Here is a 23345-nt window from a genome sequence, read left to right as displayed (position 1 = left end):
CCTTATTTGATGAATTCGGTTTTGAAAACTTCATCGTAGTTGTGAACACAATTGTTGATGAAACCCTGTTCCGCCATCCATTTGTCGCTGTACACTTTGGTAATATATCTGGAACCGTGATCAGGATAAATCAGAACCACCAGATCATTTTCGGAAAATTCGTGAGACTGGGCATACTGTATTAAAGCCTGGGTAACTGCTCCGGTGGTATAACCTCCCATAATCGCTTCTTTTAAAGCAATTTCGCGGGTTCTGTACGCCGACATTTCGTCATTTACCCGTACAAATTCGTCTACTTTATCAAATAGCAGGGCAGAAGGGATCAGATTTTTTCCCATTCCTTCAATCTGGTAAGGATGAACGTCTTCTTTATGGATTTCTCCGGTCTCGTGGTAGCTCTTCAGGATGGATCCGTCTGCATCCACACCGATAATCCTGATAGAAGGATTTTTTTCTTTTAAAAATTTAGCCGAACCCGATAGCGTACCGCCGGTTCCCGTACAGGCAAAAAGGTGGGTAATCCTGCCTTGCGTCTGTTCCCAGATTTCAGGACCTGTAGTCTGATAATGGGCATCAATATTCAGTTCGTTGAAATACTGGTTGATGTAGATGGAGTTAGGGGTTTCCGCAGCGATCCTTTTGGCTACTTCATAGTATGATCTCGGGTCATTCGCCGGAACATTCGCCGGACAGATATATACGGTGGCTCCCAATGCTTTGAGATAAGCAATCTTTTCAGGTTTCGTTTTATCACTTACCGCAAGAATACATTTGTATCCTTTGATAATGCAGACCATGGCGATCGAGAATCCTGTATTTCCGGAAGTGGTTTCTACCACGATGGAATCTTCTTTTAATAAACCTTTTCTCTCAGCGTTTTCTATAATGTGAAGTGCGATTCTGTCTTTAGTGGAATGTCCAGGATTATATGATTCTAACTTGGCATAAACGGTTGCAGGAATATCTTTCGTCACAGTGTTAAGCTTCACCATAGGAGTATTTCCTATTAGGCCAAGTATATTATCGTAAACATTACTCATTATTTGTCGTTATTTTTCAATAAAAATCTGTCGGCAAAAATACAAAAAAATAAATTCAATTTCTAAACTTTTGTTTGATTTTTGAAATCTAAAAATACGCAAAATTTATTTTAGGTGTATGATCCAATGATGAAACTTTTCAAAAACTGAGCCAAAACCTTTAAATTTTGTTAAAACCCCTCTAAAATCATATAAAAGCCTTATTTTCGCGTAATTGATTTAATAATATGAAAAATTGGACTTTTAGGCAATGGAATACCCGGCTAGGTTGGGTGGTTTTCGCTATTGCATTCATCACGTACCTGTCCACCATCGAACCGAATTTTAGTTTTTGGGACTGTGGCGAGTACATTTCCTCAGCGGTAAAACTTGAAGTAACGCATGCTCCCGGAGCAGCATTATTCCAGATTGTGGGTGCCGTGGCAGCCATTTTTGCTTTAGGAAAAGGCGAAAATTATTCCATCGTCATCAACGCGATGTCTGCCCTGTTCAGTGCATTTACCATTCTGTTTCTGTTCTGGACCATTACGCACCTGGTAAGAAGGCTTCTGAACAAAAACTTTGATGAAATTACAAAACACCAGGAAATTTCCGTTCTTTTTGCGGGAATGGTGGGGGCATTATGCTTTACCTTTTCGGATACCTTCTGGTTTTCCGCGGTAGAAGGAGAAGTATACTCGATGGCATCAATGTTCATAGCGCTCCTGGTCTGGCTCATCACCAAATGGGAAAACGAGTACAGGGAGGCCGGCAATGAGCGTTGGATTATTTTGATATTCTTTATTCTCGGGCTTTCCGTAGGGGTTCACATGATGTGTATGCTTGCTATACCTGCGGTATGCCTGATCTATTATGCGAGAAGCTATCAGTTTACCTGGAAAAACTTTCTTTGGGCAAACGCAATCACCCTGCTGATTCTGGCCGTCGTTTTCAAAGGGATTTTCCCATTTATCATGGCGATGTTCGGGAAGCTTGAAATTTTCTTCGTCAACGGCCTGTCGCTGCCTTTCCATTCGGGGACAATCGTAGCATTTATCCTGATGATAGCGATCTGTTATTTCCTGATTACCTATGCCCGGAAGATGAAGAAAAATGTGTTCCAGATCATTGCATTATCAGTTGTTTTTATGATGATCGGTTTTTCATGCTGGATGGTCATCCCGATCAGGGCGAACGCCAATCCTCCGATGAATCTTAACGATCCGGACAACGCCATCGGCATGCTGGATTATTATAACAGGGAACAGTACGGTGACTGGCCGACCATTTACGGACAGAACTATACCGCTTTTCTCGATGCCAACGGAATCGATAAAAATGAGGACGGAAGTTTCAAAACCCAGAAGACGGGAGAAATTTATGAGAAGAATGACAAAACCGGAAGATACATCAAAACGGGAGACCGTTTCAACTATGTTTTCAATAAAGCACATGTAGGCTTTATGCCAAGGATGTTCAATGAAGACAAGGATGTGATGGCAAACTACATCTCTATGTACGGAGCACCGGATTTCACCTTTAATTATGCCAATGAGGATGTGGCGGACAGCCCTGAAGCCAAGCAGATTTTTGATGAATTACGGAAAAAATACGAAGACGGATCAATCACTGCAGCCGATTATTTAAAAGTAAAACCCTATAACCTGATTAATGTTCAGAAGCCTTCTTTGGGGCAGAATCTTGATTATTTCATCACTTTCCAGAACGGATATTATTTCGTCCGTTATCTGATGTGGAACTTTGTCGGCCGTCAGAACGACCTTGAAGGAAATATGGAAAGCACCAGAGGAAACTGGATTTCCGGCATTCCTTTTATCGATAACGCTCTATGGGGGAATCAGGATAAGATGCCTTCAAAATTCAAGAATGAAAGTACGGTTAAGTTCTTCTTTTTACCATTGATTTTGGGACTTATCGGATTTTTCTTCCAGCTGAACAGAGACTTCGGACGGTTTTATGCCATGCTTTCGATCTTCGTATTGATGAGTGTCGGGATTGTTTTCTATACCGGTGTGAAGCCTTTCGAGCCTAGAGAAAGAGATTATGCGATGGTCGGCTCGTTCTATGTTTTCGCCATCTGGATCGGACTGGGTGCCGGTGCGATTCTATGGTTTTTACAATCTAAAATAAAATCCAATGCAGCCAATCTGGTAGCCGGGATCGTTCTTTTGGGTGTTCCGTTCATGATGGGCTTCCAGAATTATAATGTCCACAACAGACACAACCGGTATACTTCTTATGATTACGGGTATTCCGTTCTGAAATCTTTGCCTAAGGAAGACATTCTCTTCGTCTATGGTGATAACGATACCTATCCGGTTTGGGCGATCCAGGAGACGGAACAGTTCAGAGACGATGTAAAAGTAGTGAACTTTACCCTGGCTTCAACACCATGGAATATCGATCAGGTGAAAAGAAGGACCTACAATGCGGCACCTGTTCCGGGAGTACTTACCCACGAAGATTACAGGGACGGTGTGAACGACCAGATCTACATGATGAAGAAATCGGATTGGGAAGGACTGTTCTCCATGCTGAAAGAGCAGGGGGCACCGCCAACGGAATTTGCAGAATTCAGAAAATACCTGACGCAGGATTCGATGACGATGAAGCAGGCCGTGAGCTTCCTGAAATATACTTCTCCGGCAAAGAATGAACTGTTGAAAATGTATTTCGGAGAAGAGAAATATGAGAAATACAACATCTTACCGGTAAATAAATTCATCCTGCCGGTAAATAAGGAAAATGCCGTGAAGTCCGGAATCATTAAAGCAGCGGATCTTCCGGATACCGTAAACCAGATCATGATTACCTACAAAGGAAATACCTTATATAAAAACAACCTGATCATGCTTGACGTCCTGGCCAACTTCGATTGGAAAAGGCCGATCAATTTCTCTTCAGGAGGGATTTATGACAGTGAAAATATTTTCTACCTGGATGAATATCTTCAGTTTGACGGGTTCAGCTACAGGCTGGTTCCGATCCATACGCCGCAGACGCAGAACGGAGATATGGGAAGGGTTGACGGAAATTCCCTTTACAATGTCGTAAAAAACTTCAGGTGGGGGAACTTTAAGGATCTTGACAGCCATTTTGATGAAACGGCAACGTCCAACATTATGAGCTACAGAGCTGCTGCAAGCAGAGCTGCCGCTACTCTGGCAACGATGGGCGAAAAAGGGAAGGCATCCGAACTGCTGGATCTGGCTTCCAAAGAAATCCCGGCTCAGAAATATAACGATCCGCGTTCCCTGAGCTCAATGGTCTACGGCTACATTGTTTCCGGACAGGAGAAAAAAGGCTTGCAGCTGGCAGAAATCCTTAAAAAAGGAATCTTTGACGAGTATGACTATTATATGAGCCTCAGCAGGGCCGACCAGAACTATCTAAGAAGACAGATCAGGACCAAACCGATGGAATATTCATTAGTGGTTTCTGCTGTAACAGACGCTTATACGAAAGTAGGAAAGAGAGACAAAGCTTACGACTACCTGGTAAAATCCATTGAGCCGATCGATAAGAAATTCAACGGATTTGTTGAAAACCTTAAAGAAATGGGCAAGGAGAAAGCCATGAAGGAATCGGAGCAGGTACAGAAGATCACACCTTTCTACCAGTATCTGTTCGATGTGATGGAACCTTTTGATTCCACTTATTCGAAAGAGAAGGAAGCACAGATCACCAACTCGATCATCAAAGCTACCCAATAAGTCGGAAATTTTGCTGGCTTGGGATAGAATCAAAATTTAAAACGGGACTTCGGTTCCGTTTTTTGTTTTGGGATTTGATGAATTTTAAGATTATATTTGCCTGATTAAAGAAGCACAATGTCAGAAACGAAAAATAAGAAATTCCCTATCTACGCTGTCCTGGTTACTGTCGTTTTTAAACTTTTGTTTTTACTTACAAACTACATCCAGGAAGATGCTTTTATTACCTGGAGGGTTGCCCAGAACCTGATGGACTACGGAGTGATCGGTTTTAACGGACCGGTAAAAATCTCTGCCTCCACGACCCATCTCTATGTTTTTGTTTCTTACCTGTTCAATGTGATTTTCGGAAAAGAACATTTCATTGTTCCGCTGCTGATTTTTAATTCAGTGCTTTTTACGGTTGGGAGCCTGTTGCTTTCGCATCTTTTACTTAAGAACCACCGGCACAAGGCTATTTTCATTTTTCTGATCGGCATTTTACCGCCGGCCATTAAAGTTTCTATCCTGGGAATGGAATACGGCATTCTTTTCTTTCTGGAAATGGCTCTGTTGTATTATGGTTTTTTCAAAGGAAAAAAATGGGCGCTGATTCTGTTTCCGGTAATGATTCTTTTTACCAGAATCGATACGGTGATCTTTTTAGGAATTGTATTTCTTGTGGATCTGGTATGGACCCGAAAAATAAGATGGCTTTATGTTGCAGGAGGCATTGCCGGGATCGCCGTAACGCTTGCATTCAACTGGCTGTACTTCGGAGAAATCGTAAACAATACCATTGTCGCTAAAAAGTTAGCTTATAGTAAACATTTTACCTTTGAGCAGAATCTGGATTATTTCAGGTTGAATTTCGGGAACTTCTGGGGAATGCTGAAGCTGCCGGGGGATTTCAATCCGGTAACCGTCGCCATCCTGATTTTCGAGCTGCTGTGCTTTGTCTACCTGATCCGGCATCGAAATAAAAGGAACGTCTTTCTCTGGATGATTTTCATTTTCGGATGGGTGAAGCAGCTGGTTTTCCTTTCGCAGAAAAGCCTGTTCGACTGGTATTACTGGGTACCGCAGATCCTGCTCTTTGTTCCGGTGCTGATTTTTATTCTGGAGCAGAAAGAAAAAAGAAACCTTTGGCTTTCCCTGTTGATTATGGTTTATATTGTTCCGATGCTCGCCTTTCAGACCATCCATTCGATTGCGACCGGAAACGGGGAATGGAATTACCGCAGGACGATCGGGTTATTTTTAAATAAATACGAAAAAGATAAAAACCAATGGATCTTCCTGGAACCTGCCGGTTATGTTCCGTATTTTTCAGGCTTAAAAACCATTGATGAAGTAGGCCTGGTCGATAAGGAAGTGCAGGAAGAAATTAAAAAGGACAAACCGAATTTCTGGATCAACACCGTCAAGAACCGGAAACCAAAATACCTGCTTTCATACGATGACCTTTTCAAATCAAAAAATGCGGAATACCTAATGGCCCATTACAGGCTGATCAGGGAATTCCGGGTGAAAGACCATCTGAAAAGCGACAACAAAATTCTGGAAAAGATCTACATCCTGAAACCTTCCGGAACCGATTACAACCTGTACGAAAGAATTGATCGATAAACTCTTTCACGCTATAACTTTATAAATCAAGAAACCCTAAAACTCAAAATCCATGAAATACTGTGCATTTCTCCGTGGCGTCAATGTAAAAGGGACCAACATGAAAATGGCTGAAGTCTGCCAGGTATTCAAAGAAGCCGGGATGAATGAGGTATCTTCCGTACTTGCTTCGGGAAATATTGTTTTTTCATCGGATCAGAAACCGGACGACTTAAAAAATATTTTTGAAGGCGCCATGTCCCGGCATTTTTCCTACGACGTGTTTCTTTTCGTAAAATCACAGGATGAAATACAGAAATGTCTCGGCCATAATCCCTTCGTAAAAAACGAAGAACTGCATTCTTATATTTTTGTCGGAAATCAGGGAATAGCTGAAACCCTGATGCAGGAGTTTGAAAGGGTTTCAAAATCTGAAAAAGAGGCAGCTAAAATCGTAAATCATACTTTTTACTGGCAGGTTCCGAAAGGCAATACTTTGGATTCGGCCTTCGGAAAAATTTTAGGGAGAAAAAACCTGAAAGACCAATTCACCAGCCGTAATGTCAATACGTTTGAAAAGATCCTGAAGAAATTTTAATGTGATGGCTTGCATTTAGACTCAATGCTTTGAGGCGGTCTGATTAATCTTAAATCTAACGTGAATTCGACCGTATTGACATCATATTCAACCGATTATTTAACTCAAAATAAAAATGGAATAGATTCAGCCGGGATTTTAGATACCACTCATCCTGGCAAAAAGAATAAACGGTTCATACTACCGATAGGGCTTCATCGTATCCTGTACCAAGCTGTCCCTCCAGAACTTAAAACAATATAAATTAGACCTTGGTTTAAGGCTGTTTATTCAGGATTAAACAAGAATTTCCTCTGATAAAATGACAAAATGTTTGTTTAATTATCAAAACCTTCATTATATTTTTGACGAGAAAGACTTCCTGCATCAAGCCTCCCTCTTCCAGCCTTTTAACTCCGGTTCTTCTTCGAGTTCACGTTAAATCTATTAAACAATTTAAAAGAATTTCTGCTGGCGTTAATTATTAAGATTAGCGTAGATTCGACCGTATCAACATCATATTCAGTTGATTATTTAATTCAAAAATAAAAATTAAAGTCATAAAGTCGGGATTTAATTAATACTCATCTTGCCGGAATAAATACATGGTTTTTGCTTCAGACAGGATTTTATCCTATCCTCTACTAAGGACTTTAAAAACAAGAGAAATCCGTCACTGATTGAAAAAAAAGGCCGGTTATTCAGGATTGAATAATAACTCATCTGATAATGCGGTAACCTATTCAATTTGATGATCAGGATCTTTGATCCTATATATGACAAGAGAAACTTCCGGCATCCGGCTTCCCTCTTTAAGCATCTCTTCAACTTCATTATACAGCATGGTAATCTATTGTGGCTTTTGTGGTGAATAAGTTTTTGGAATAGCTTGTTAATAATCTGCGCCGTCTGCTGAATCTGCATGGCAAAATAAGATGATGGGTAAATAATTTCGCATTTACGAACTTTCTCAGTATTTTTACTGAACTTTTAATTACCATAAAATGATTCAGTATTTAGATAACATCCACCACAAAGATTCAAAAAACTTTTTCCTGATTGCCGGGCCTTGTATTATCGAAGGCGAAGACATGGCACTGAAGATCGCTGAAAAAGTGGTGGAACTCACCAACAAATACAACATTCCCTATATTTTCAAGGGCAGCTTCAAGAAAGCCAACCGGAGCCGGGTGGATTCTTTTACGACCATCGGTGAAGAAAAATCGCTGGAGATCCTTAAAAAAGTAGGACAGACTTTTAATATTCCGACCACAACGGACATTCATGAAAATGAGCATGCCGCTCTGGCAGCACAATATGTAGATGTGCTTCAGATTCCGGCATTTCTGGTTCGCCAGACCGATCTTCTCGTCGCTGCGGCCAAGACCGGAAAATGTGTTTCCCTGAAAAAAGGACAGTTCCTTTCCCCGGAATCGATGAAGTTTGCCGTTCAGAAAATTACGGATTCCGATAACCCGAGAGTTGCCATCATCGAAAGAGGGAATTCTTTCGGATATACGGATCTGATTGTAGATTACAGGGGAATTCCGACGATGAGAAATTATGCACCCGTAATCCTTGATGTTACCCATTCTTTACAGCAGCCGAACCAAAGCTCAGGCGTGACGGGAGGAAGACCGGACCTGATCGAGACCGTTGCCAAAGCAGGAATCGCTGTAGGAGCAGACGGAATTTTCATCGAAACCCACCCGACACCTGAAACGGCTTTATCCGATGGCGCCAATATGTTGCGACTGGATCTGCTGGAAGATCTTTTACAAAAATTAACCCGCGTAAGAGAAGCTATTTTGTAATGAAGACGTTTTTTCTATTTGCTGCATTTTCGGTTTCATCCCTTGTGTATGCTCAGAAAAGAGATTCTTTACAGTTTTCTTTACCGGAAAAATACCACCTTCATCTGAAAGAAAAGCAGGAAGATGACCGCATGGTGATGATGGAATACATTCCGGAAGGACAGAATTGGGACAATTACGAGATCATTGTGACAAAACTGGTCTCTAAAAATTTAGCTCAAGTTCCTCTGCAGACTTTTTTTGACAATAATAAAAAACTTCTTCAGTCTAAAACCAAAAATCTGAGGATAAAGGAATTGTCAAGAAATAAAAAAGGTGAGAGGGAATACATTCTTTTTACCGCTGAAGCAGATGCTTACCGGGATTCTGAAGACACGGAATCTCAGATACAGTATTATGTAAAAGGCGAAAATGATGTCTTTATGTGTATGGCCGCCCTAAAAAAGAAGAACCTCCCTGCAGATTTTGTTGAGGAATGGTCAAAAGTTTTCTTACAGAGCCGGATTATTAAATAAAAGTTATAAATTAACCGTTTGAAATTATAAAGCATTTCTTTTGAAAAAACTAGTTTTACCACTAAGCCTTCTGGTTCCTGCATTAGTATTCTCCCAGGTACGAAAAAAGAAGGATACCCTGAAAACCGCAAGCATCGAAGAAGTTGTTTTCCAGAAAAAAGTTACGGGAAGCACCAACGATATGACGGCTGTAAAAATTTCGGCTAAAGATGCAAGGAATGTGGCCAGTATCTCCGGAGGGATCGAAGGAATCCTGAAAACACTGCCTTCCGTAAACTCCAACACGGAACTGTCTTCGCAATATATGGTTCGTGGCGGAAACTATGACGAAAACCTGATCTACATCAATGATATCGAAATCTACAGGCCTTTCCTGATCAGGAATTCCCAGCAGGAAGGTCTCAGCATCATCAATCCGGATATGGTTTCTACCGTAAACTTTTCGGCCGGAGGATTTGAGCCGAGATACGGCGATAAAATGTCTTCGGCACTGAACATCTATTACCGCGAACCTGAAAAATTCGAGGTATCCGGCGAGGGAAGTCTGATCGGCGGCAGGCTGACCACCGGTTTTGCCGCAGGAAAAGACAGTGACGGAAACCGGAAATTTACCGCCTTGTTTTCAGGAAGGTACCGAAATACGAACCTTGTCCTGAATACACTGAATGAAGATACCGATTTCAATCCGAAATACATGGATTTCCAGACGTATCTCAATTACCACTTCACCCCGAAGCTGACGATGTCGTTTATCGGATACTATTCGAAAAACGATTATGAAATGATCCCGAAGGAAAGAAGCATCGATTTCGGATCCTTGCAGCAGCCCATTAACCTTACCGTGAATTACGGCGGCCGTGAGGATGACAAGTATAAAAACATGATGGGAACCTTCTCCCTGAATTTCAAGCCGTCGGATAAATGGAGGTTTACGCTGGATGCTTTTGCCTATCAGAACCGGGAGCGCGAATATTATTCCATTGCTTCGGCTTATGTGCTGCAGACCTTTGATCCGGTGACGGGAGCGCCTGTTACTTCCTATGATACCGGTGGCCAGATCGAGCATGCCCGTAATGATCTGTTTGTAAAGACCTATGGTACCCAGGCCAGAGCCCGGTTTTCTCCCAACATCAATACGGATATCGAAGTAGGTTTTAAATATGAAAAAGAAAACCTGAAAGACCTTACCAACGAATGGAAACTCGTGGATTCTGCAGGATACAGCACGCCGATTTCGGCCCTTCTTGATCCGAGGAATCCGCCGGATCTTGCTTTGTACTACAATATTTCGGGAAAAAATGATATACAGCCGACCCGGATGTCTGCCTATGCTCAGTATTCGCAGAAATTTTTCTGGGGAAGCAACAAAGTCTTTGTAAATGCAGGGGCAAGGGTGGCACACTGGAGTTTTAACAACGAAACCATTTTCTCTCCGAGGGCACAGTTTGCCATCAAGCCGGATTGGGATTCCGATATGCTGTTCAGGCTTTCGGGAGGGATCTACTATCAGGCACCTTTCTATAAGGAAATTAAAGATCTTGACGGAAATTTTAACCCGAATATCAAATCCCAGCGTTCCATCCAGGCAATCCTTGCTAATGATTACGAATTCCAGATGTATGACCGGCCGTTTAAGCTGACCACAGAATTGTATTACAAGAAAATGGATGACCTGATTCCGTATTTTATGGATAATGTCAGGATCCGATATTCCGGTAAGAACAATGCAACCGGATCGGCTTACGGGATTGATACCCGCTTATTCGGGGAGTTCGTTCCCGGTGTTGATTCCTGGTTATCGGCAAGTTACGCCCGGGTCTATGAAAACATCGACGGAAGAGGGGATATTCCGAGACCTACCGACCAAAGGCTCCGTTTTGCCATGTTTTATCAGGATTATATGCCGAAATTCCCTAAGATGCGGGTAAACCTCACCCTGGTTTATGCGATGGGATTGCCTACAGGATCACCGATCGTGCTGGATGAAAACCGGAAGATCGATTACCTGGCAGGATATTCCTATCAGAAGACGCTGCCTTCCTACAAAAGGGTGGATCTGGGACTATCTTACGCATTTATAGAGCCGAAGGAAAAAAACAGTGCTTACGGTTTCTGGGGGAATTTTGATGAACTGACGCTTGGCGTGCAGGTTTTCAACGCTTTCAACATCCGCAATACCGTAGCCAACCAATGGATTACCGATGCCAACACCAACCTGATGTATCCGGTTCCGGTTCGCCTGACGGGACGTTTCTTTAATGTAAAGCTTGAATTCAGAATCAAATAAAAATAAACAAATGAACCTGCGGATCTGCTCTGTCGGTTTAACAATAACAAATAAACTCCCGAAATCATCGGGAGTTTATTTGTTTTTCCGGATCTTATAACAACAATACCTAATTTTATAACACTGATACCACAGATAATTTTTAACTTTGTTCCGTGAAAAAGATTCTTGCCATAGTATTTTCTGTTTTCTACTTCGGATTCTCTTCCGGAGCGGTTTTCAGTATTCATTATTGCATGAACGAAGTGGCGTCTTTGAGCCGTAACATAGAAGAAGGATGCAGCAAATGCGGGGTTAAAACCAAAAAAGACTGCTGCAAAACCGAGCTCAAAGTTGTAAAAGTTGACGATTCCCAAAAGTCGGATTTCCTTAAAATTGATTTTTTAAAACAAATCCCGGAAGTTTCCCGACAAGATTTTTTCCTTACCAACCGGTCTTTTTCCAGCTCAGAATTCACCCGGATCCGGATCAACGCACCGCCTGAACTCCGGCCTGTCCCTATTTTTATTACCCATTGTCATTTTAGGATTTAGAATCCGTCAGTCGTTTAAATGATCTGCTAAAACAGCATCATCGATGAAATATGCGCAATCTCCCGGAAATTTAGTATACTCCGGTATTAGCGTTTACAGCGATCTGAACAGATTGATTCTACAGCATCATCCGTAAAAATCTGTGTAATCTTCGGAAGATCATTAAAACGACACGTTCTGTCGCATTAAGCGATTTCGCAAAATTATTATTAAAAAAATTAATCCTAAAATCTAAAACAATGAAAAAATATATCATCACCGCAATATTCTTTTTATTTTCAATTATTTCCATTTCAGCACAATCTGAAAGAGATGAACAGGTTTCCAAATTGTATCAGAATTACATTGCCATAAAATCAGCTTTGGCTTCGGATGATGCCGACCAAACTTCAAAAGCGGCAACCGAATTTATTAAAACGGCTTCAGTTATCGATTATAAGAAAGTGTCGGAAGGAAACCTCAATATGCTTAGAAAAGATGCAACCGTGATTTCAGAAGCCCGGAACATCAGTACCCAACGGGAAACCTTCATGAATCTGTCGGAAAACATGATTACCCTGGCTAAGGAATTCAAATTTTCCGAAAATCCGGTGTATGTTCAGTATTGCCCGATGGCAGACGGCAGCTGGCTGAGCAACGAATCAAAAATTGCCAATCCTTATTACGGAAAATCCATGCTTACCTGCGGGAATGTGAAGTCTGCTATTAAATAAGATTACATTTTAAAAGATCTTCAGATAATTACCCTCAAAAGACTAGAGATAACTTTTCTGAACCTGTACATATGCCTGTTGTATATTTAATCAGCAGGGTTATCTTTTATTTCTTTTATAGTTAAATGTAAAAAGTCACGGAATATTATGAAAAAACTTATCGTATTTCTGTTGCTCTTATGTTCTGTTTTCAGTTTTTCACAGACTGCAAAAACCTATTTTACCTGTCCGATGCATGCAGATGTCGTGTCATCAAAACCGGGGGACTGCCCGAAATGCGGCATGACCCTGATCAAAAAGACGGTTACGGTCAGACCTAAAACGGTAAAAAAGCCGGAATCCGGACAGGCTCCGAAAACAGGAATACAAACAACGGAAATTAAAAAGAAAACGGTTGAAAAACCGGCAGCGAAAAAAGAAATTGCTGTCAAAAAAGCTGCTGAACCAAAAGATAAAAACCGGAATGAAACATCACCGGTATCAAAAACCGAATCTCAGGCTCATGCTCAGCATCAGAAAAAATATACCTGTCCGATGCATCAGGAAGTGATTTCGGTCAAACCTGGAAAATGCCCCAAATGCGGAATGGATTTAGTAGAGGCCGAAAATCAGAAAGAACCGGCTTCTCGAGCTGAAACCAGTCATTCCGTATTGAAAAAGAATACAGCGAACGGAAAAGTAAGCTTTGGAGGAAAAACCGTTCGTTATGATTTATATGTAAGAGACACCCTCGTTAATTTTACCGGAAAAAACCGACGGGCCATTGCCGTAAACGGAAAACTCCAGGCCCCGACTTTATATTTTACGGAAGGCGATACTGCTGAAATTTACCTCCATAACGGGTTGAAAGAGAGTACGGGATTCCATTGGCATGGAGTAATTCTGCCCAATGAATTTGACGGTGTCCCTTTCCTCACGACAAAACCGGTAAGACCAGGAGAAACCCATCTTTATAAATTCAGGGTTTCACAGAACGGAACCTATTGGTACCATTCCCATGAAAGCCTTCAGGAACAAATCGGCATGAACGGGATCCTGGTCTTCAGGAAAAGAGACGGAAATACAGGGACGGATAATACCCGTGAAATCCCTGTCCTGCTGGGAGAATGGACCGACGAAAACCCGAAGCAGATTGCGCGGCGGCTCCACATGGCCAACACCGACTGGTATGCCATCCGGAAAAACGCAGTACAAAGCTATGGCGAAGCTCTCAGATCCGGAAATTTCGGTACCAAGCTGCTGAATGAATGGAAGAGGATGGAAGCTATGGATGTAAGTGATGTGTATTACGACCGCTTTCTCATCAACGGACAGCCTAGTTCAGATTATGCAGACTTAAAAGCCGGAGATAAAGTGCGGTTAAGAATAGCCAACGGCGGCTCCTCCACGTATTTCTGGCTGAATTTCGGCGGCGGGAAAATCAGAGTGGTCGCCAATGACGGCAATGATGTGTTTCCCGTAGAGGTCGACCGGCTGATTGTCGGGGTTTCTGAAACCTACGATATTGAAGTTACCATTCCGGAAAACAAAAGCTTTGAATTCCGGGCTACCTCTGAAGACCGGATCGGATATGCTTCGCTGTGGCTAGGATCCGGAGACCGGGTAAGAGCTCCGGATTTACCGAGGCTGATGCTCTTTGAAGGAATGAAAATGATGAACGGCATGATGAGCATCAGCGGAAACATGAAACCGATGAATATGACGATGGGAAACCAGATGATGGATATGAATGAAGTGATGTATCCTGAGCTTTCCGAAAGCCAGCGGAAAATGACCATGAAGCATATGAACGAAATGATGGGCGTTAAGGAGAAGAAAAAGGAAGAGGAATCTGAAGATCACTCCCAACATCAGGAAATGGATATGTCCGAAGAAAAATCCATCAAAAGATTATCCTACATTATGTTGAAATCTCCTGAAAAGACCATTTTACCTTCGGAAAATGTGCGGGAACTGAAGTTTACGCTGGAAGGGAATATGAACCATTACCTATGGACGCTGGATAACAAAACCGTTACGGAAACCGATAAAATTCTGGTAAGGAAAGGAGAAATCCTAAGAATTACGATGTACAATAATTCGATGATGCGGCATCCGATGCATCTCCATGGCCATGATTTCCGGCTGATCAATGCAAAAGGGGAATATTCGCCCCTGAAAAATGTAGTGGACATCATGCCGATGGAGACCGATACCATCGAGTTTGCTGCGAATCAGGACGGCGACTGGTTCTTCCACTGCCATATCCTGTACCACATGATGGCCGGAATGGGAAGGGTATTCAGCTATGAAAACTCAAGACCGAATCCGGAACTGCCCAATAGGAAGCTGGCCTGGAAAAACTTTATGAAAGACAACCGGATGATCAGTTCCATGGCTATGCTGGACGTGAATTCCAATAAGCTCCATGCGGAAACCATGACGATGTACGGACCTAGGTGGGCTAACCTGAATGAATTTCACTCCAACTGGGATTTCAGCCATTTTGAAGGAAATTTCAAAGCGGGAAGATTTTTGGGAAAATTCCAGTGGGCGCTGCCTTATGCCGGGTTCAGGATCCGGAACAACCATGAGACCATGGAACGGCAGACGGCAGAAGCAACGGGAATGGATTTTCATGGCCGGAAAACATGGTTCGGACAGCAGAAAGCTTCAAAAACAAAGGGTGCCCTGATCATCGGAGTCCAATATGTATTGCCGATGCTGATCACAGCCGATGCGAGCATTGACCAGAACGGAAAAGTCCTGCTGGAGTTTCAAAGGGAGGATATTCCGCTTTCAAAAAGGTTGAGAGGAAATTTCAGCCTGAATTCCGACGGGGAATTTTCAACCGGACTGCGCTACATCGTTCAGAAATGGCTTTCCGTATCCGGCAATTACGATAACGAAATGGGCTGGGGGGCCGGAGTTACTTTGATGTATTAAGGTACAATTTAAACCTTATAGGTTTTCGAAAACTTATGAGATTTTGTCCAGCAAAAAAGAACAGCTGCCCGAAAATTTTCGGACAGCTGTTTTTATCTAATGACTGTAAGTCAATCTTCTGGCTAAACAGATTTAGTTCAGTACTTCATTGATCTTCGGATATTCCGAGATTTTCCTGAATACAAACCGGTTGCTTTTCTGGAGCTTTTCAATAAACAGATCCAGTTCATTCATGGAATCTCCGTCGTTTAAATATTGGTCATGCGTCAGGAAAACCAGGTGTCTTGAGGTTTTTTCAAGATCATTGAAGAAAATACTGTCCACTTTTTTCAGCATTTCATCGTGTTTTTCCTTTAATTCCATTTTGTTGGTAGGCTTCCATTCCAGGTCCCAGCCCACCACCTTATAGCCGGCCTGTTTCAGCTGATCGGCGGCTTCTTTGGAACTTTTAAGATCGGTTACGGTAATGTTGTTCAGCCGCCAGATATTTCTTCCGGGTGTCCTGGCGATCCGGTCGTAGAGCCGTAAGCTGTCTTTTGCGGTATCGAAATCATGAACCACGGCTGCCGGATTTCTGTAAAAATCGGTATACCGGTTGTGCGCATGCGTGAAGCTGTGGTTGGCCAGTTCAACCAGCTGGTCTTTCCTCAGCAGCTCCAGATCGTGCTGTTGCTTACTGCTTCCGTAGACATGCTTCCCTACCACAAAGGCGGTAGCACAAACATTCCTTTTATGTAAAATTTTCAGGAGGTTTTCCGTTCCGCAGTTGGGGCCGTCATCGAAAGTTAGATAAATCACTCTTTTATCGGAAGAAACTTTTTCATCACTGAGTTTGGGGACAATTTTTGCGACGGGATGGTCTTCAGGAACCGGTTTTAAGGATTCTTTTTTGTCTTTCTTCTGGTTACAGCTGTTAAATAAAATTGAAGTTGCACTCATCAATGCAAACATCCCGAGAAAAGTCTTTTTCATAGACTTTCCTGCAAAAGTTTTTGTCATAAAGGTTTAAGGAATTTTGGTTGTTAAAATTTGTTAATTTTTCCAAATATTTCTTAACAAAAAATATGCCGGATCAGACCTTAAAATGACTTTTAAGGTGATTTTAATAATTTATTTTCAGACTGCTATTGTTCCAGTAATTCTTTTAGAAACAGAGAATTCTTAATTGCTGCCGTTCCCCAGGTATTATTGAAAAAAATAAACGATTTATGTTTGAAATTCCTGATTTTTTCGGCCAGGTTTCTGATGAATTCCCCATCGTATTCTGATTTGTAAAGAACAGGTTTTCCGTGCAGCCTATAGTATAGAATGTCAGCATGGCTGACAATTACTTCTTCCGGCAGATTACCCGGAAAGCTGACGCCGGAAAAGATGACCTGATTTTCTCTGAGCAAATCAAAGATTTCATCCCGCCACCAGGATTCGTGACGGAATTCAATAACATTGATTTGGCTGAAATCCAGATTGTTTAAAATTAAACTGACGTTTTCACGGCTATTCTTAAATGACGGCGGAAACTGGTACAGAAATCCGGAAAGCTTTTCTTTGAGATGGCTTTGGATATGGGTGCTGAATTCCTCAATTTCAGCTTTACATCCTTCCAGTCGTTTTTCGTGGGAAATGGTCTTCGGGATTTTAATGAAAAACCTGAAATTGTCCGGTGTCTCATCTGCCCATTTCTGCAGGGTTTTCGCCGTCGGTTTCCGGTAAAACGTCGAATTGATTTCTACACAGTTGAACGCCTGGGAGTACAGGTTAAGATAATCTTTACTTTTTGCATCTTCAGGATACAGCGAACCCTTCCAGTCATTGTTATAAAATCCCGAACAACCGATATAAAGCTTTTCTTCTTCCATAATTTTCAGATTTGATGATTAAAATTAATTTAAATTCTTCCGCAGATTTTACGGATTTTCACAGATGATTTGGCTTTGAGTTCCTAAGCCACCGGTTTTTCTAAGAGGATCAACCTGCAGATTTTCAGATTTCTCAAATGATACGCTAAATAAAAAATCAAATATTTTTTATTCTTATGTGTTCTGACATATCAATCTGAAAATCTAATGTGGCTTATGTCTCAAAAGCTTTTAGGATAAATAAAACGTATGCCATTTATTTACCGGATTTTCAAAATGACTGAATATTTTTCACAGGTTACGAGCCATAGGAACTGGCACAGCAGTAATTGGCGGCATTCAAAAAATTTTAGATTTTCTTCTCATGTGTTCTGAAATATTCACAAAGTTTCAATCTGAAAATCTAATGTGGCTTATGTGTCAAAACTGTGTATTGAGCCGTTTAGTCCACAGGTTCTATATTTAAATCAACCGAATTCAGTCTTAGAGAATTCAAAATTACGGATAAAGAGCTGAAGCTCATGGCCGCCGCCGCAATCATCGGAGATAAAAGGATCCCGAAAAACGGATACAATAACCCTGCCGCAACCGGCACGCCCAGAACATTGTAGATAAACGCAAAGAACAGGTTTTCCTTTATGTTTTTCAGCAGCTTTTCACTCAGCAGCCTGGCTTTGGCCACACCGAGGATGTCTCCTTTCAGCAAAGTGATTTCTGCGCTTTCAATGGCAGCATCCGTCCCGGTTCCCATCGCAATCCCGATATTGGCCTGGGCCAGGGCAGGAGCATCATTGATTCCGTCGCCCGTCATCGCTACAATTTTTCCCTCCTGCTGCAGTTTTTTCACTTCATTTAATTTGTCTTCCGGCAGGCAGCTGGCTTTAAAATGCCTGATTCCCAATGCATCGGCTACGGCCTTGGCCGTATGTTCGTTATCGCCCGTCATCATGATGACATCAACCCCTTCGGACATCAGCTCCTGAACCGCTCTTTTGGAACTTTCCTTTATTTTATCGGTAAAGCTGATAAAACCGAGCACTTCCCGGTCCTGGGCAACATAAGAAATGGTATGGGCTTTCGATTGTACTTCAATTGCTTTTTGTTTCAGGTTTTCGGGAATCTCAAGGTGGTGTGACGTCAGCAGGCTTTCGTTTCCGAGGTAGATTATTTTTCCATCGTAATTTCCTTTCACGCCCTTTCCGGAAATATTTTCAAAATCCTGTACTTTTCCTGCGGAAATACGGTTGTCTTTTGCTTTTTGAATAACGGCATTCGACAGGGGGTGTTCGGAATTCTGATTCAGGGAATAAGCCAGTTTTAAAATGTGATCCCCGTCATTGTGCAAGGCTTCAATATGTTCAGCCGAGGGCTTACCTTCCGTCAAGGTTCCCGTTTTATCGGTAATCAGTACATTCACTTTATTCATGTGTTCGAGGGCTTCGGCATTTTTAATTAAAATCCCGTTTTTGGCACCTTTCCCGATACCCACCATCAGCGACATCGGCGTAGCAAGGCCTAAGGCACAGGGGCAGGCAACAATTAAAACGGCAACAGCATTAATGAAAGCAAATAAGGTTTTCTCGCCTTCCGGACCCATGAACTGCCATAAAACAAAGGTAAGAACAGCAATACCGATGACTGCCGGAACAAAGACTTTAGAAACTTTGTCGGTCAGTTTCTGGATCGGGGCTTTGCTGCGGCTGGCCTCATTTACCATTTTTATGATTTGGGACAGAAGGGTTGCTTCACCCACCTTTTCCGCTTTCATAACGAAGGTCTGGTTTCCGTTGATGGTACCGGATGTTACCTGATCATCCGTTTTCTTCTCAACCGGAACCGGTTCACCCGTAATCATACTTTCATCGACCACCGAACTCCCTTCCGTGATTTTTCCGTCTACCGGAATTTTCTCACCGGGTTTTACCCTTAAGAGATCTCCTGCCTTTACCTGTGAGAGCAGGACTTTCTTTTCCTGTCCGTTGACGATAAGATGGGCTTCGTCAGGGGAGAGGTTCATCAGTTCACGGATGGCATTTCCCGTCTTTTGATGAGCGGCCGCTTCCATCAGCTGTCCCAGGATCACCAGGGTTAAGATGACGCAGACTGCCTCAAAATAGAGAGGGATTTCATGGTTATGACCGCGGATTTCATGAGGCATAACATCCGGAAAGATTAAAGCGGTTATACTGAAAAGAAAGGCCGCTGCAACCCCAAGTACGATAAGGCTAAACATATTCAGATTTCGGGTTTTAAAAGAAACCCAGCCTCTTTTCATCAGGAACCATCCGGAATAAAAAATAACGGGCAGCGAAAGAACCAGTTCGATATAGCCCTGGGTTTGGTGGGAAAACGGAAAGTCAATCAGCATTCCGCCCATGGAGAGGATAAATACCGGAATGGTAAAAACCAGTGAAATAATCAGCTTTCTTTTCAGGATGGTGTAGGTTTCGTCTTGCCCGTCGTCCTCTTTATCCGGTATCCTCACCAGGTCCATCCCGCAGATAGGGCAGTCGCCGGGTTCCTCACGGATGATCTCAGGATGCATCGGGCAGGTGTATCGGGCAGCTTTTTTTTCCGGATATCTGACGAGATCCATTCCGCAGACCGGACAGCCGACATTGCTGTCGTATACTTTATCGCCTTCACAGTACATCGGACAGTAGTATTTGCCTGCCATTTCACCGGTGACTTCCGGCTTTTCCTGATGAGGTTGATGGTGATGGTGGGAGTACTGCCGGGCATGCATTCCGGAACTGCCTACCAGTTCTTCTGTAATTTGTTCCAGATGCATGTGGCAGACCGGGCAGTCGCCTTTTTCCTGATATACCTGATCTCCCTCACAGAACATCGGGCAGTAATAGTCTCCGATATGGTCCTTGAAATTTTCGGGAAGATGGGTTTTGGAATACGCCGGTCTGAAATTCGGATCTTTCGTCTGCTTTTCCTCAATCGGGACGAGGTACATATTGCAGACCGGGCATCTTTTCCCCTGCTGGAAATACACTTTATCGCCTTCACATTCCATCGGACAGTAATATACTGACGACGGTGAAACACGGTCCTGCGGCTTTGCCAATTCGTTCCGGGGAAGGTCCGGGTCTTCAAGCCTGTAATTTCCGGCTTCTTCAAGGACTTTATTTAAAGTATGAAGATCCGGCTCCCGAACGGAAGTAACCGTTGCGGTATCGGTTTCCAGATTGACATCGGCTTCTATGCCTTCGATACTGTTCAGCTTTTCAGAAATCTTTTTCTGGCAGCCCGAGCAGCTCATTCCGGTAACGGTATATTTCTTTTTCATAATCCTTCTGATTTAAAGTACAAATTTCCGGTCTGTTGCCGGAAGCCTGTTATAAATTTAAGGATAATCTGTATAGAATTTGGTTTTTTTGTTAATTTTAGAGTAATTGGCGGGAGGGTATGAGAGCGATAGTGTTAGGGGTTATAAAGGTAAAATGGAGTTAGAATATTAGATTATCAGCGTAGTCGTATAAAAAATGATCAGGGTGGGGTAGGCATGTAGATTCTAAACCGTTAACGATAATCTTTTCCCATATAAAAGATAACATCCGGTTACTTCAATTCGGATTAAGGGAATTCTTTCTCATTTATAAATCTCTCCGACACCCCGATATCCAAATTATTATACTCTAAAACGCTCCCTTTCTCCAGCTCTCAAATTCTAAGACCCTCCCAAGCCCCAACCCTCACACCTGATCCAGCGGTTTCCTGTTGTGGATTTTAAGTTTCTTAAATTCGGTAGGGGTGAAGCCGGTGATGTTCCTGAACTGGGAAGACAGGTGCTGAACGCTTTTGTAGCCCAGTTTTCCGGCAATTTCAGTCAGTGTAAATTCATTGTACAGAAGCAGTTCCTTAACTTTTTCGATTTTCTGAAGAATAAAAAACTGTTCGAGCGTTATATTTTCATTCTGCGAAAATGTTTTGGAAAGTGCACTGTAATCTTTATGGAGCGTTGAGGCTAAATACTCGGACAGCAGAAAGTCTTCCGCAATATCCAGTCCGCTGATTTCAGCAATAACCAGATTTTTGATTTTTTCGATCTGCTGCCTGGAAGAATCTTTTATCCGTTCGAAGCCGGTTGCTTCAAGCTGCCTTTCCAGAAGTTCCCATTGTTTTTCAGAAAGTTCAGATGCAGTTTCCGCTTCACCCAGGATAACGGATTTCAACGGAATGCCGGCTTCATTAAAAATGGCCTGCACTGCGGAAATGCATCTGCCGCAAACCATATTTTTGATGAAAATTCTCATAAAGGATTCTGATTGCTTAGCCGGTCTTTAACGAATTCAACCTGCGTTTTGCCGTGAGGTGCAGGATTTCCGCTTTCGTCAAGATTCACCATTACGATTTTGTCTACGGTAATAATGGTCTGATGGGTCATTTTGTTCCGCACTTCGCATCGAAGGGTAATGGAAGTAGATCCGAATGCTGAAACTTCAATACCGATTTCGATGATATCGCCCTGCTTCGCCGAACTCACAAAGTTGATTTCAGAAATGAATTTGGTAACAACTTTTTTATTTTCAAGCTGAATTACGGCATAAAGGGCCGCTTCTTCGTCGATCCACTGCAGCAGGCGGCCTCCGAAAAGAGACTGGTTCGGGTTGAGGTCTTCCGGTTTAACCCATTTTCTGGTATGGTAGTTCATAGGTAAAATTTTTATCAGGCAAATTTAACGCTAAAATCCTGTTCCGTCAAGAATTCCGGATTCAGTAAAGTGAAGGTGCCGATTTATAGATTCAATAAAACTACATTCAGCGCGGTTAATGTTTAACAAAAAGCCCGTATCGGTTTCTGATTCCTTTTTATGAAAGGAATTACGTGCTGTATTAAGATCATTTTCATCAAAAAACAGTAAACTCCTAAAAATTATCTTTTTATTTTACTTTATAAATTTACAAATCCTGTTATTTTTAATAATTATTTATCAATATTTAATGATAAATTAATAATTTTTAACGAAATAATATTTTGGTTGAAAATTATATTAAAATAATTTTAAAAAAAGCTTGGTTATGAAATTATTAATCGTATCTTGCACCTGTATTATAGCTGGAATCAATATTTGTTCATTCTTTATGTTGTTTTTCCTTTATAAACCAAATCATTTTTAACTTATTTAATTTTATTAATCAAGATGAACATTTTTGTTTCAAACATCAACTACGCAACTAAAGATTATGAGTTGCAGGATTTATTTTCAGAATTTGGAGAGGTTTCTTCTGTAAAAATCATTACAGATAAAGAAACCGGACGTTCAAGAGGTTTCGGATTTGTCGAAATGGAGGACGCAGAAGGACAGCAAGCTATTGAGGCTCTTAATCAGAAGGATTTCAACGGAAAAACCCTTAACGTTTCAGAAGCTAAGCCAAGAGAAGAAAAGCCAAGAAGAACTTTCGGTAACAGCGCCGGAGGTGGAAGAACTGGCGGCGGAGGTTACGGAGGCGGAAACAGAAGCGGTGGTGGAGGCTACGGCGGTGGAAGCAGAAGCGGCGGTAGCGGAGGCTACGGCGGTGGAGATCGTGGCGGAAACGGCGGCGGTGGAAAACGTTGGTAAAAAATACGGCGGCTCTATTTAGAGCCGCTTTTTTTATGGATTCCTGTGTATTCATTCCGGAAGTTTAAATAAAAAGACAGCCTATCCGTAAAAGAAAGGCTGTCTTTTTATTTAAACTAATAAGTGAATCGGATGATATTTTATTTCATCCCGGGAGGTTAAAAATAACAGTAAACCGAATATCCAGGGAAAGTTTGATGTTTCAAACTACAA

16 protein-coding genes are annotated in these 23345 nt (G+C 42.1%); 10 read left to right on the top strand and 6 right to left on the bottom strand.

Going from position 1 to position 23345, the window contains the following annotated elements; genetic code table 11:
- Positions 1-2 precede the first annotated feature (2 nt).
- A complete protein-coding gene (locus CHA01nite_RS01980) occupies positions 3-1040 on the bottom strand; it encodes a PLP-dependent cysteine synthase family protein (RefSeq protein WP_146939539.1) in 1038 nt (345 codons plus the stop codon).
- Between the two features lie 227 nt (positions 1041-1267).
- On the opposite strand from CHA01nite_RS01980, the gene CHA01nite_RS01975 reads away from it, so the two are divergent.
- The 9 genes from CHA01nite_RS01975 (at position 1268) to CHA01nite_RS01935 (ending at position 15704) form a co-directional block, all read left to right on the top strand.
- Complete coding sequence (locus CHA01nite_RS01975) at positions 1268-4753, top strand: protein O-mannosyl-transferase family (protein ID WP_146939538.1); 3486 nt, start codon at positions 1268-1270, stop codon at positions 4751-4753.
- A gap of 117 nt (positions 4754-4870) precedes the next feature.
- Entirely contained in the window at positions 4871-6361 is a 1491-nt protein-coding gene (locus CHA01nite_RS01970; RefSeq protein WP_146939537.1) for a DUF8728 domain-containing protein, read from the top strand.
- Positions 6362-6413: 52 nt separating this feature from the next.
- The gene (locus CHA01nite_RS01965; protein WP_146939536.1) at positions 6414-6938 is read left to right on the top strand and encodes a DUF1697 domain-containing protein; all 525 of its coding nucleotides are present in this window, start codon (positions 6414-6416) and stop codon (positions 6936-6938) included.
- A gap of 983 nt (positions 6939-7921) precedes the next feature.
- The gene (gene kdsA, locus CHA01nite_RS01960; protein WP_146939535.1) at positions 7922-8731 is read left to right on the top strand and encodes a 3-deoxy-8-phosphooctulonate synthase; all 810 of its coding nucleotides are present in this window, start codon (positions 7922-7924) and stop codon (positions 8729-8731) included.
- Positions 8731-9246 carry a hypothetical protein gene (locus CHA01nite_RS01955; protein ID WP_146939534.1) on the top strand — a complete coding sequence of 172 codons (516 nt, stop codon included), beginning with the start codon at positions 8731-8733 and terminating at the stop codon, positions 9244-9246. Before kdsA ends, CHA01nite_RS01955 begins: the two co-directional genes overlap by 1 nt.
- 40 nt (positions 9247-9286) lie before the next feature.
- Positions 9287-11533: a TonB-dependent receptor plug domain-containing protein gene (locus CHA01nite_RS01950; RefSeq protein ID WP_146939533.1), complete on the top strand. Its 2247-nt coding sequence runs from the start codon at positions 9287-9289 to the stop codon at positions 11531-11533.
- A 155-nt stretch (positions 11534-11688) separates the two neighbouring features.
- Positions 11689-12066, top strand: coding sequence for an HYC_CC_PP family protein (locus tag CHA01nite_RS01945; protein WP_146939532.1), 378 nt, complete (start codon positions 11689-11691; stop codon positions 12064-12066).
- Positions 12067-12305: 239 nt separating this feature from the next.
- Positions 12306-12779, top strand: coding sequence for a DUF3347 domain-containing protein (locus CHA01nite_RS01940; protein ID WP_146939531.1), 474 nt, complete (start codon positions 12306-12308; stop codon positions 12777-12779).
- A gap of 147 nt (positions 12780-12926) precedes the next feature.
- Positions 12927-15704: a multicopper oxidase domain-containing protein gene (locus CHA01nite_RS01935; protein ID WP_146939530.1), complete on the top strand. Its 2778-nt coding sequence runs from the start codon at positions 12927-12929 to the stop codon at positions 15702-15704.
- Between the two features lie 132 nt (positions 15705-15836).
- Here the strand turns inward: CHA01nite_RS01935 and CHA01nite_RS01930 are convergent, their stop codons facing one another.
- The 5 genes from CHA01nite_RS01930 to CHA01nite_RS01910 all read right to left on the bottom strand — a co-directional run bounded on the left by CHA01nite_RS01930 (position 15837) and on the right by CHA01nite_RS01910 (position 22223).
- Positions 15837-16703: a polysaccharide deacetylase family protein gene (locus CHA01nite_RS01930; RefSeq protein WP_146939529.1), complete on the bottom strand. Its 867-nt coding sequence runs from the start codon at positions 16701-16703 to the stop codon at positions 15837-15839.
- 125 nt (positions 16704-16828) lie between these two features.
- A complete protein-coding gene (locus CHA01nite_RS01925; RefSeq protein ID WP_146939528.1) occupies positions 16829-17560 on the bottom strand; it encodes a DUF72 domain-containing protein in 732 nt (243 codons plus the stop codon).
- A 442-nt stretch (positions 17561-18002) separates the two neighbouring features.
- The gene (locus tag CHA01nite_RS01920; protein WP_146939527.1) at positions 18003-20858 is read right to left on the bottom strand and encodes a heavy metal translocating P-type ATPase; all 2856 of its coding nucleotides are present in this window, start codon (positions 20856-20858) and stop codon (positions 18003-18005) included.
- Between the two features lie 406 nt (positions 20859-21264).
- Positions 21265-21825 (bottom strand): helix-turn-helix domain-containing protein, encoded by a 561-nt coding sequence (locus tag CHA01nite_RS01915; RefSeq protein ID WP_146939526.1) that lies wholly within the window; start codon positions 21823-21825, stop codon positions 21265-21267.
- On the bottom strand, positions 21822-22223 hold the full coding sequence (locus CHA01nite_RS01910) for an acyl-CoA thioesterase (protein ID WP_146939525.1): 402 nt from the start codon (positions 22221-22223) through the stop codon (positions 21822-21824). The genes CHA01nite_RS01915 and CHA01nite_RS01910 overlap by 4 nt, the downstream gene beginning before the upstream one ends.
- 489 nt (positions 22224-22712) lie before the next feature.
- On the opposite strand from CHA01nite_RS01910, the gene rbp reads away from it, so the two are divergent.
- Positions 22713-23132 (top strand): RNA-binding regulator, encoded by a 420-nt coding sequence (gene rbp, locus CHA01nite_RS01905; RefSeq protein ID WP_146939524.1) that lies wholly within the window; start codon positions 22713-22715, stop codon positions 23130-23132.
- Positions 23133-23345: the final 213 nt, after the last annotated feature.

It is taken from the genome of Chryseobacterium hagamense, from assembly GCF_007991455.1.
Lineage (GTDB): Bacteria > Bacteroidota > Bacteroidia > Flavobacteriales > Weeksellaceae > Chryseobacterium > Chryseobacterium hagamense.
This window is presented reverse-complemented; position numbering and strand designations above follow the sequence as displayed.

What these genes read in the sequence shown, in the direction of transcription:
- CHA01nite_RS01980 (WP_146939539.1), bottom strand. Translation starts at nt 1,040, where the DNA reads ATGAGTAATGTTTACGATAATATACTTGGCCTAATAGGAAATACTCCT.
- CHA01nite_RS01975 (WP_146939538.1), top strand. Translation starts at nt 1,268, where the DNA reads ATGAAAAATTGGACTTTTAGGCAATGGAATACCCGGCTAGGTTGGGTG.
- CHA01nite_RS01970 (WP_146939537.1), top strand. Translation starts at nt 4,871, where the DNA reads ATGTCAGAAACGAAAAATAAGAAATTCCCTATCTACGCTGTCCTGGTT.
- CHA01nite_RS01965 (WP_146939536.1), top strand. Translation starts at nt 6,414, where the DNA reads ATGAAATACTGTGCATTTCTCCGTGGCGTCAATGTAAAAGGGACCAAC.
- kdsA (WP_146939535.1), top strand. Translation starts at nt 7,922, where the DNA reads ATGATTCAGTATTTAGATAACATCCACCACAAAGATTCAAAAAACTTT.
- CHA01nite_RS01955 (WP_146939534.1), top strand. Translation starts at nt 8,731, where the DNA reads ATGAAGACGTTTTTTCTATTTGCTGCATTTTCGGTTTCATCCCTTGTG.
- CHA01nite_RS01940 (WP_146939531.1), top strand. Translation starts at nt 12,306, where the DNA reads ATGAAAAAATATATCATCACCGCAATATTCTTTTTATTTTCAATTATT.
- CHA01nite_RS01935 (WP_146939530.1), top strand. Translation starts at nt 12,927, where the DNA reads ATGAAAAAACTTATCGTATTTCTGTTGCTCTTATGTTCTGTTTTCAGT.
- CHA01nite_RS01930 (WP_146939529.1), bottom strand. Translation starts at nt 16,703, where the DNA reads ATGACAAAAACTTTTGCAGGAAAGTCTATGAAAAAGACTTTTCTCGGG.
- CHA01nite_RS01925 (WP_146939528.1), bottom strand. Translation starts at nt 17,560, where the DNA reads ATGGAAGAAGAAAAGCTTTATATCGGTTGTTCGGGATTTTATAACAAT.
- CHA01nite_RS01920 (WP_146939527.1), bottom strand. Translation starts at nt 20,858, where the DNA reads ATGAAAAAGAAATATACCGTTACCGGAATGAGCTGCTCGGGCTGCCAG.
- CHA01nite_RS01915 (WP_146939526.1), bottom strand. Translation starts at nt 21,825, where the DNA reads ATGAGAATTTTCATCAAAAATATGGTTTGCGGCAGATGCATTTCCGCA.
- CHA01nite_RS01910 (WP_146939525.1), bottom strand. Translation starts at nt 22,223, where the DNA reads ATGAACTACCATACCAGAAAATGGGTTAAACCGGAAGACCTCAACCCG.
- rbp (WP_146939524.1), top strand. Translation starts at nt 22,713, where the DNA reads ATGAACATTTTTGTTTCAAACATCAACTACGCAACTAAAGATTATGAG.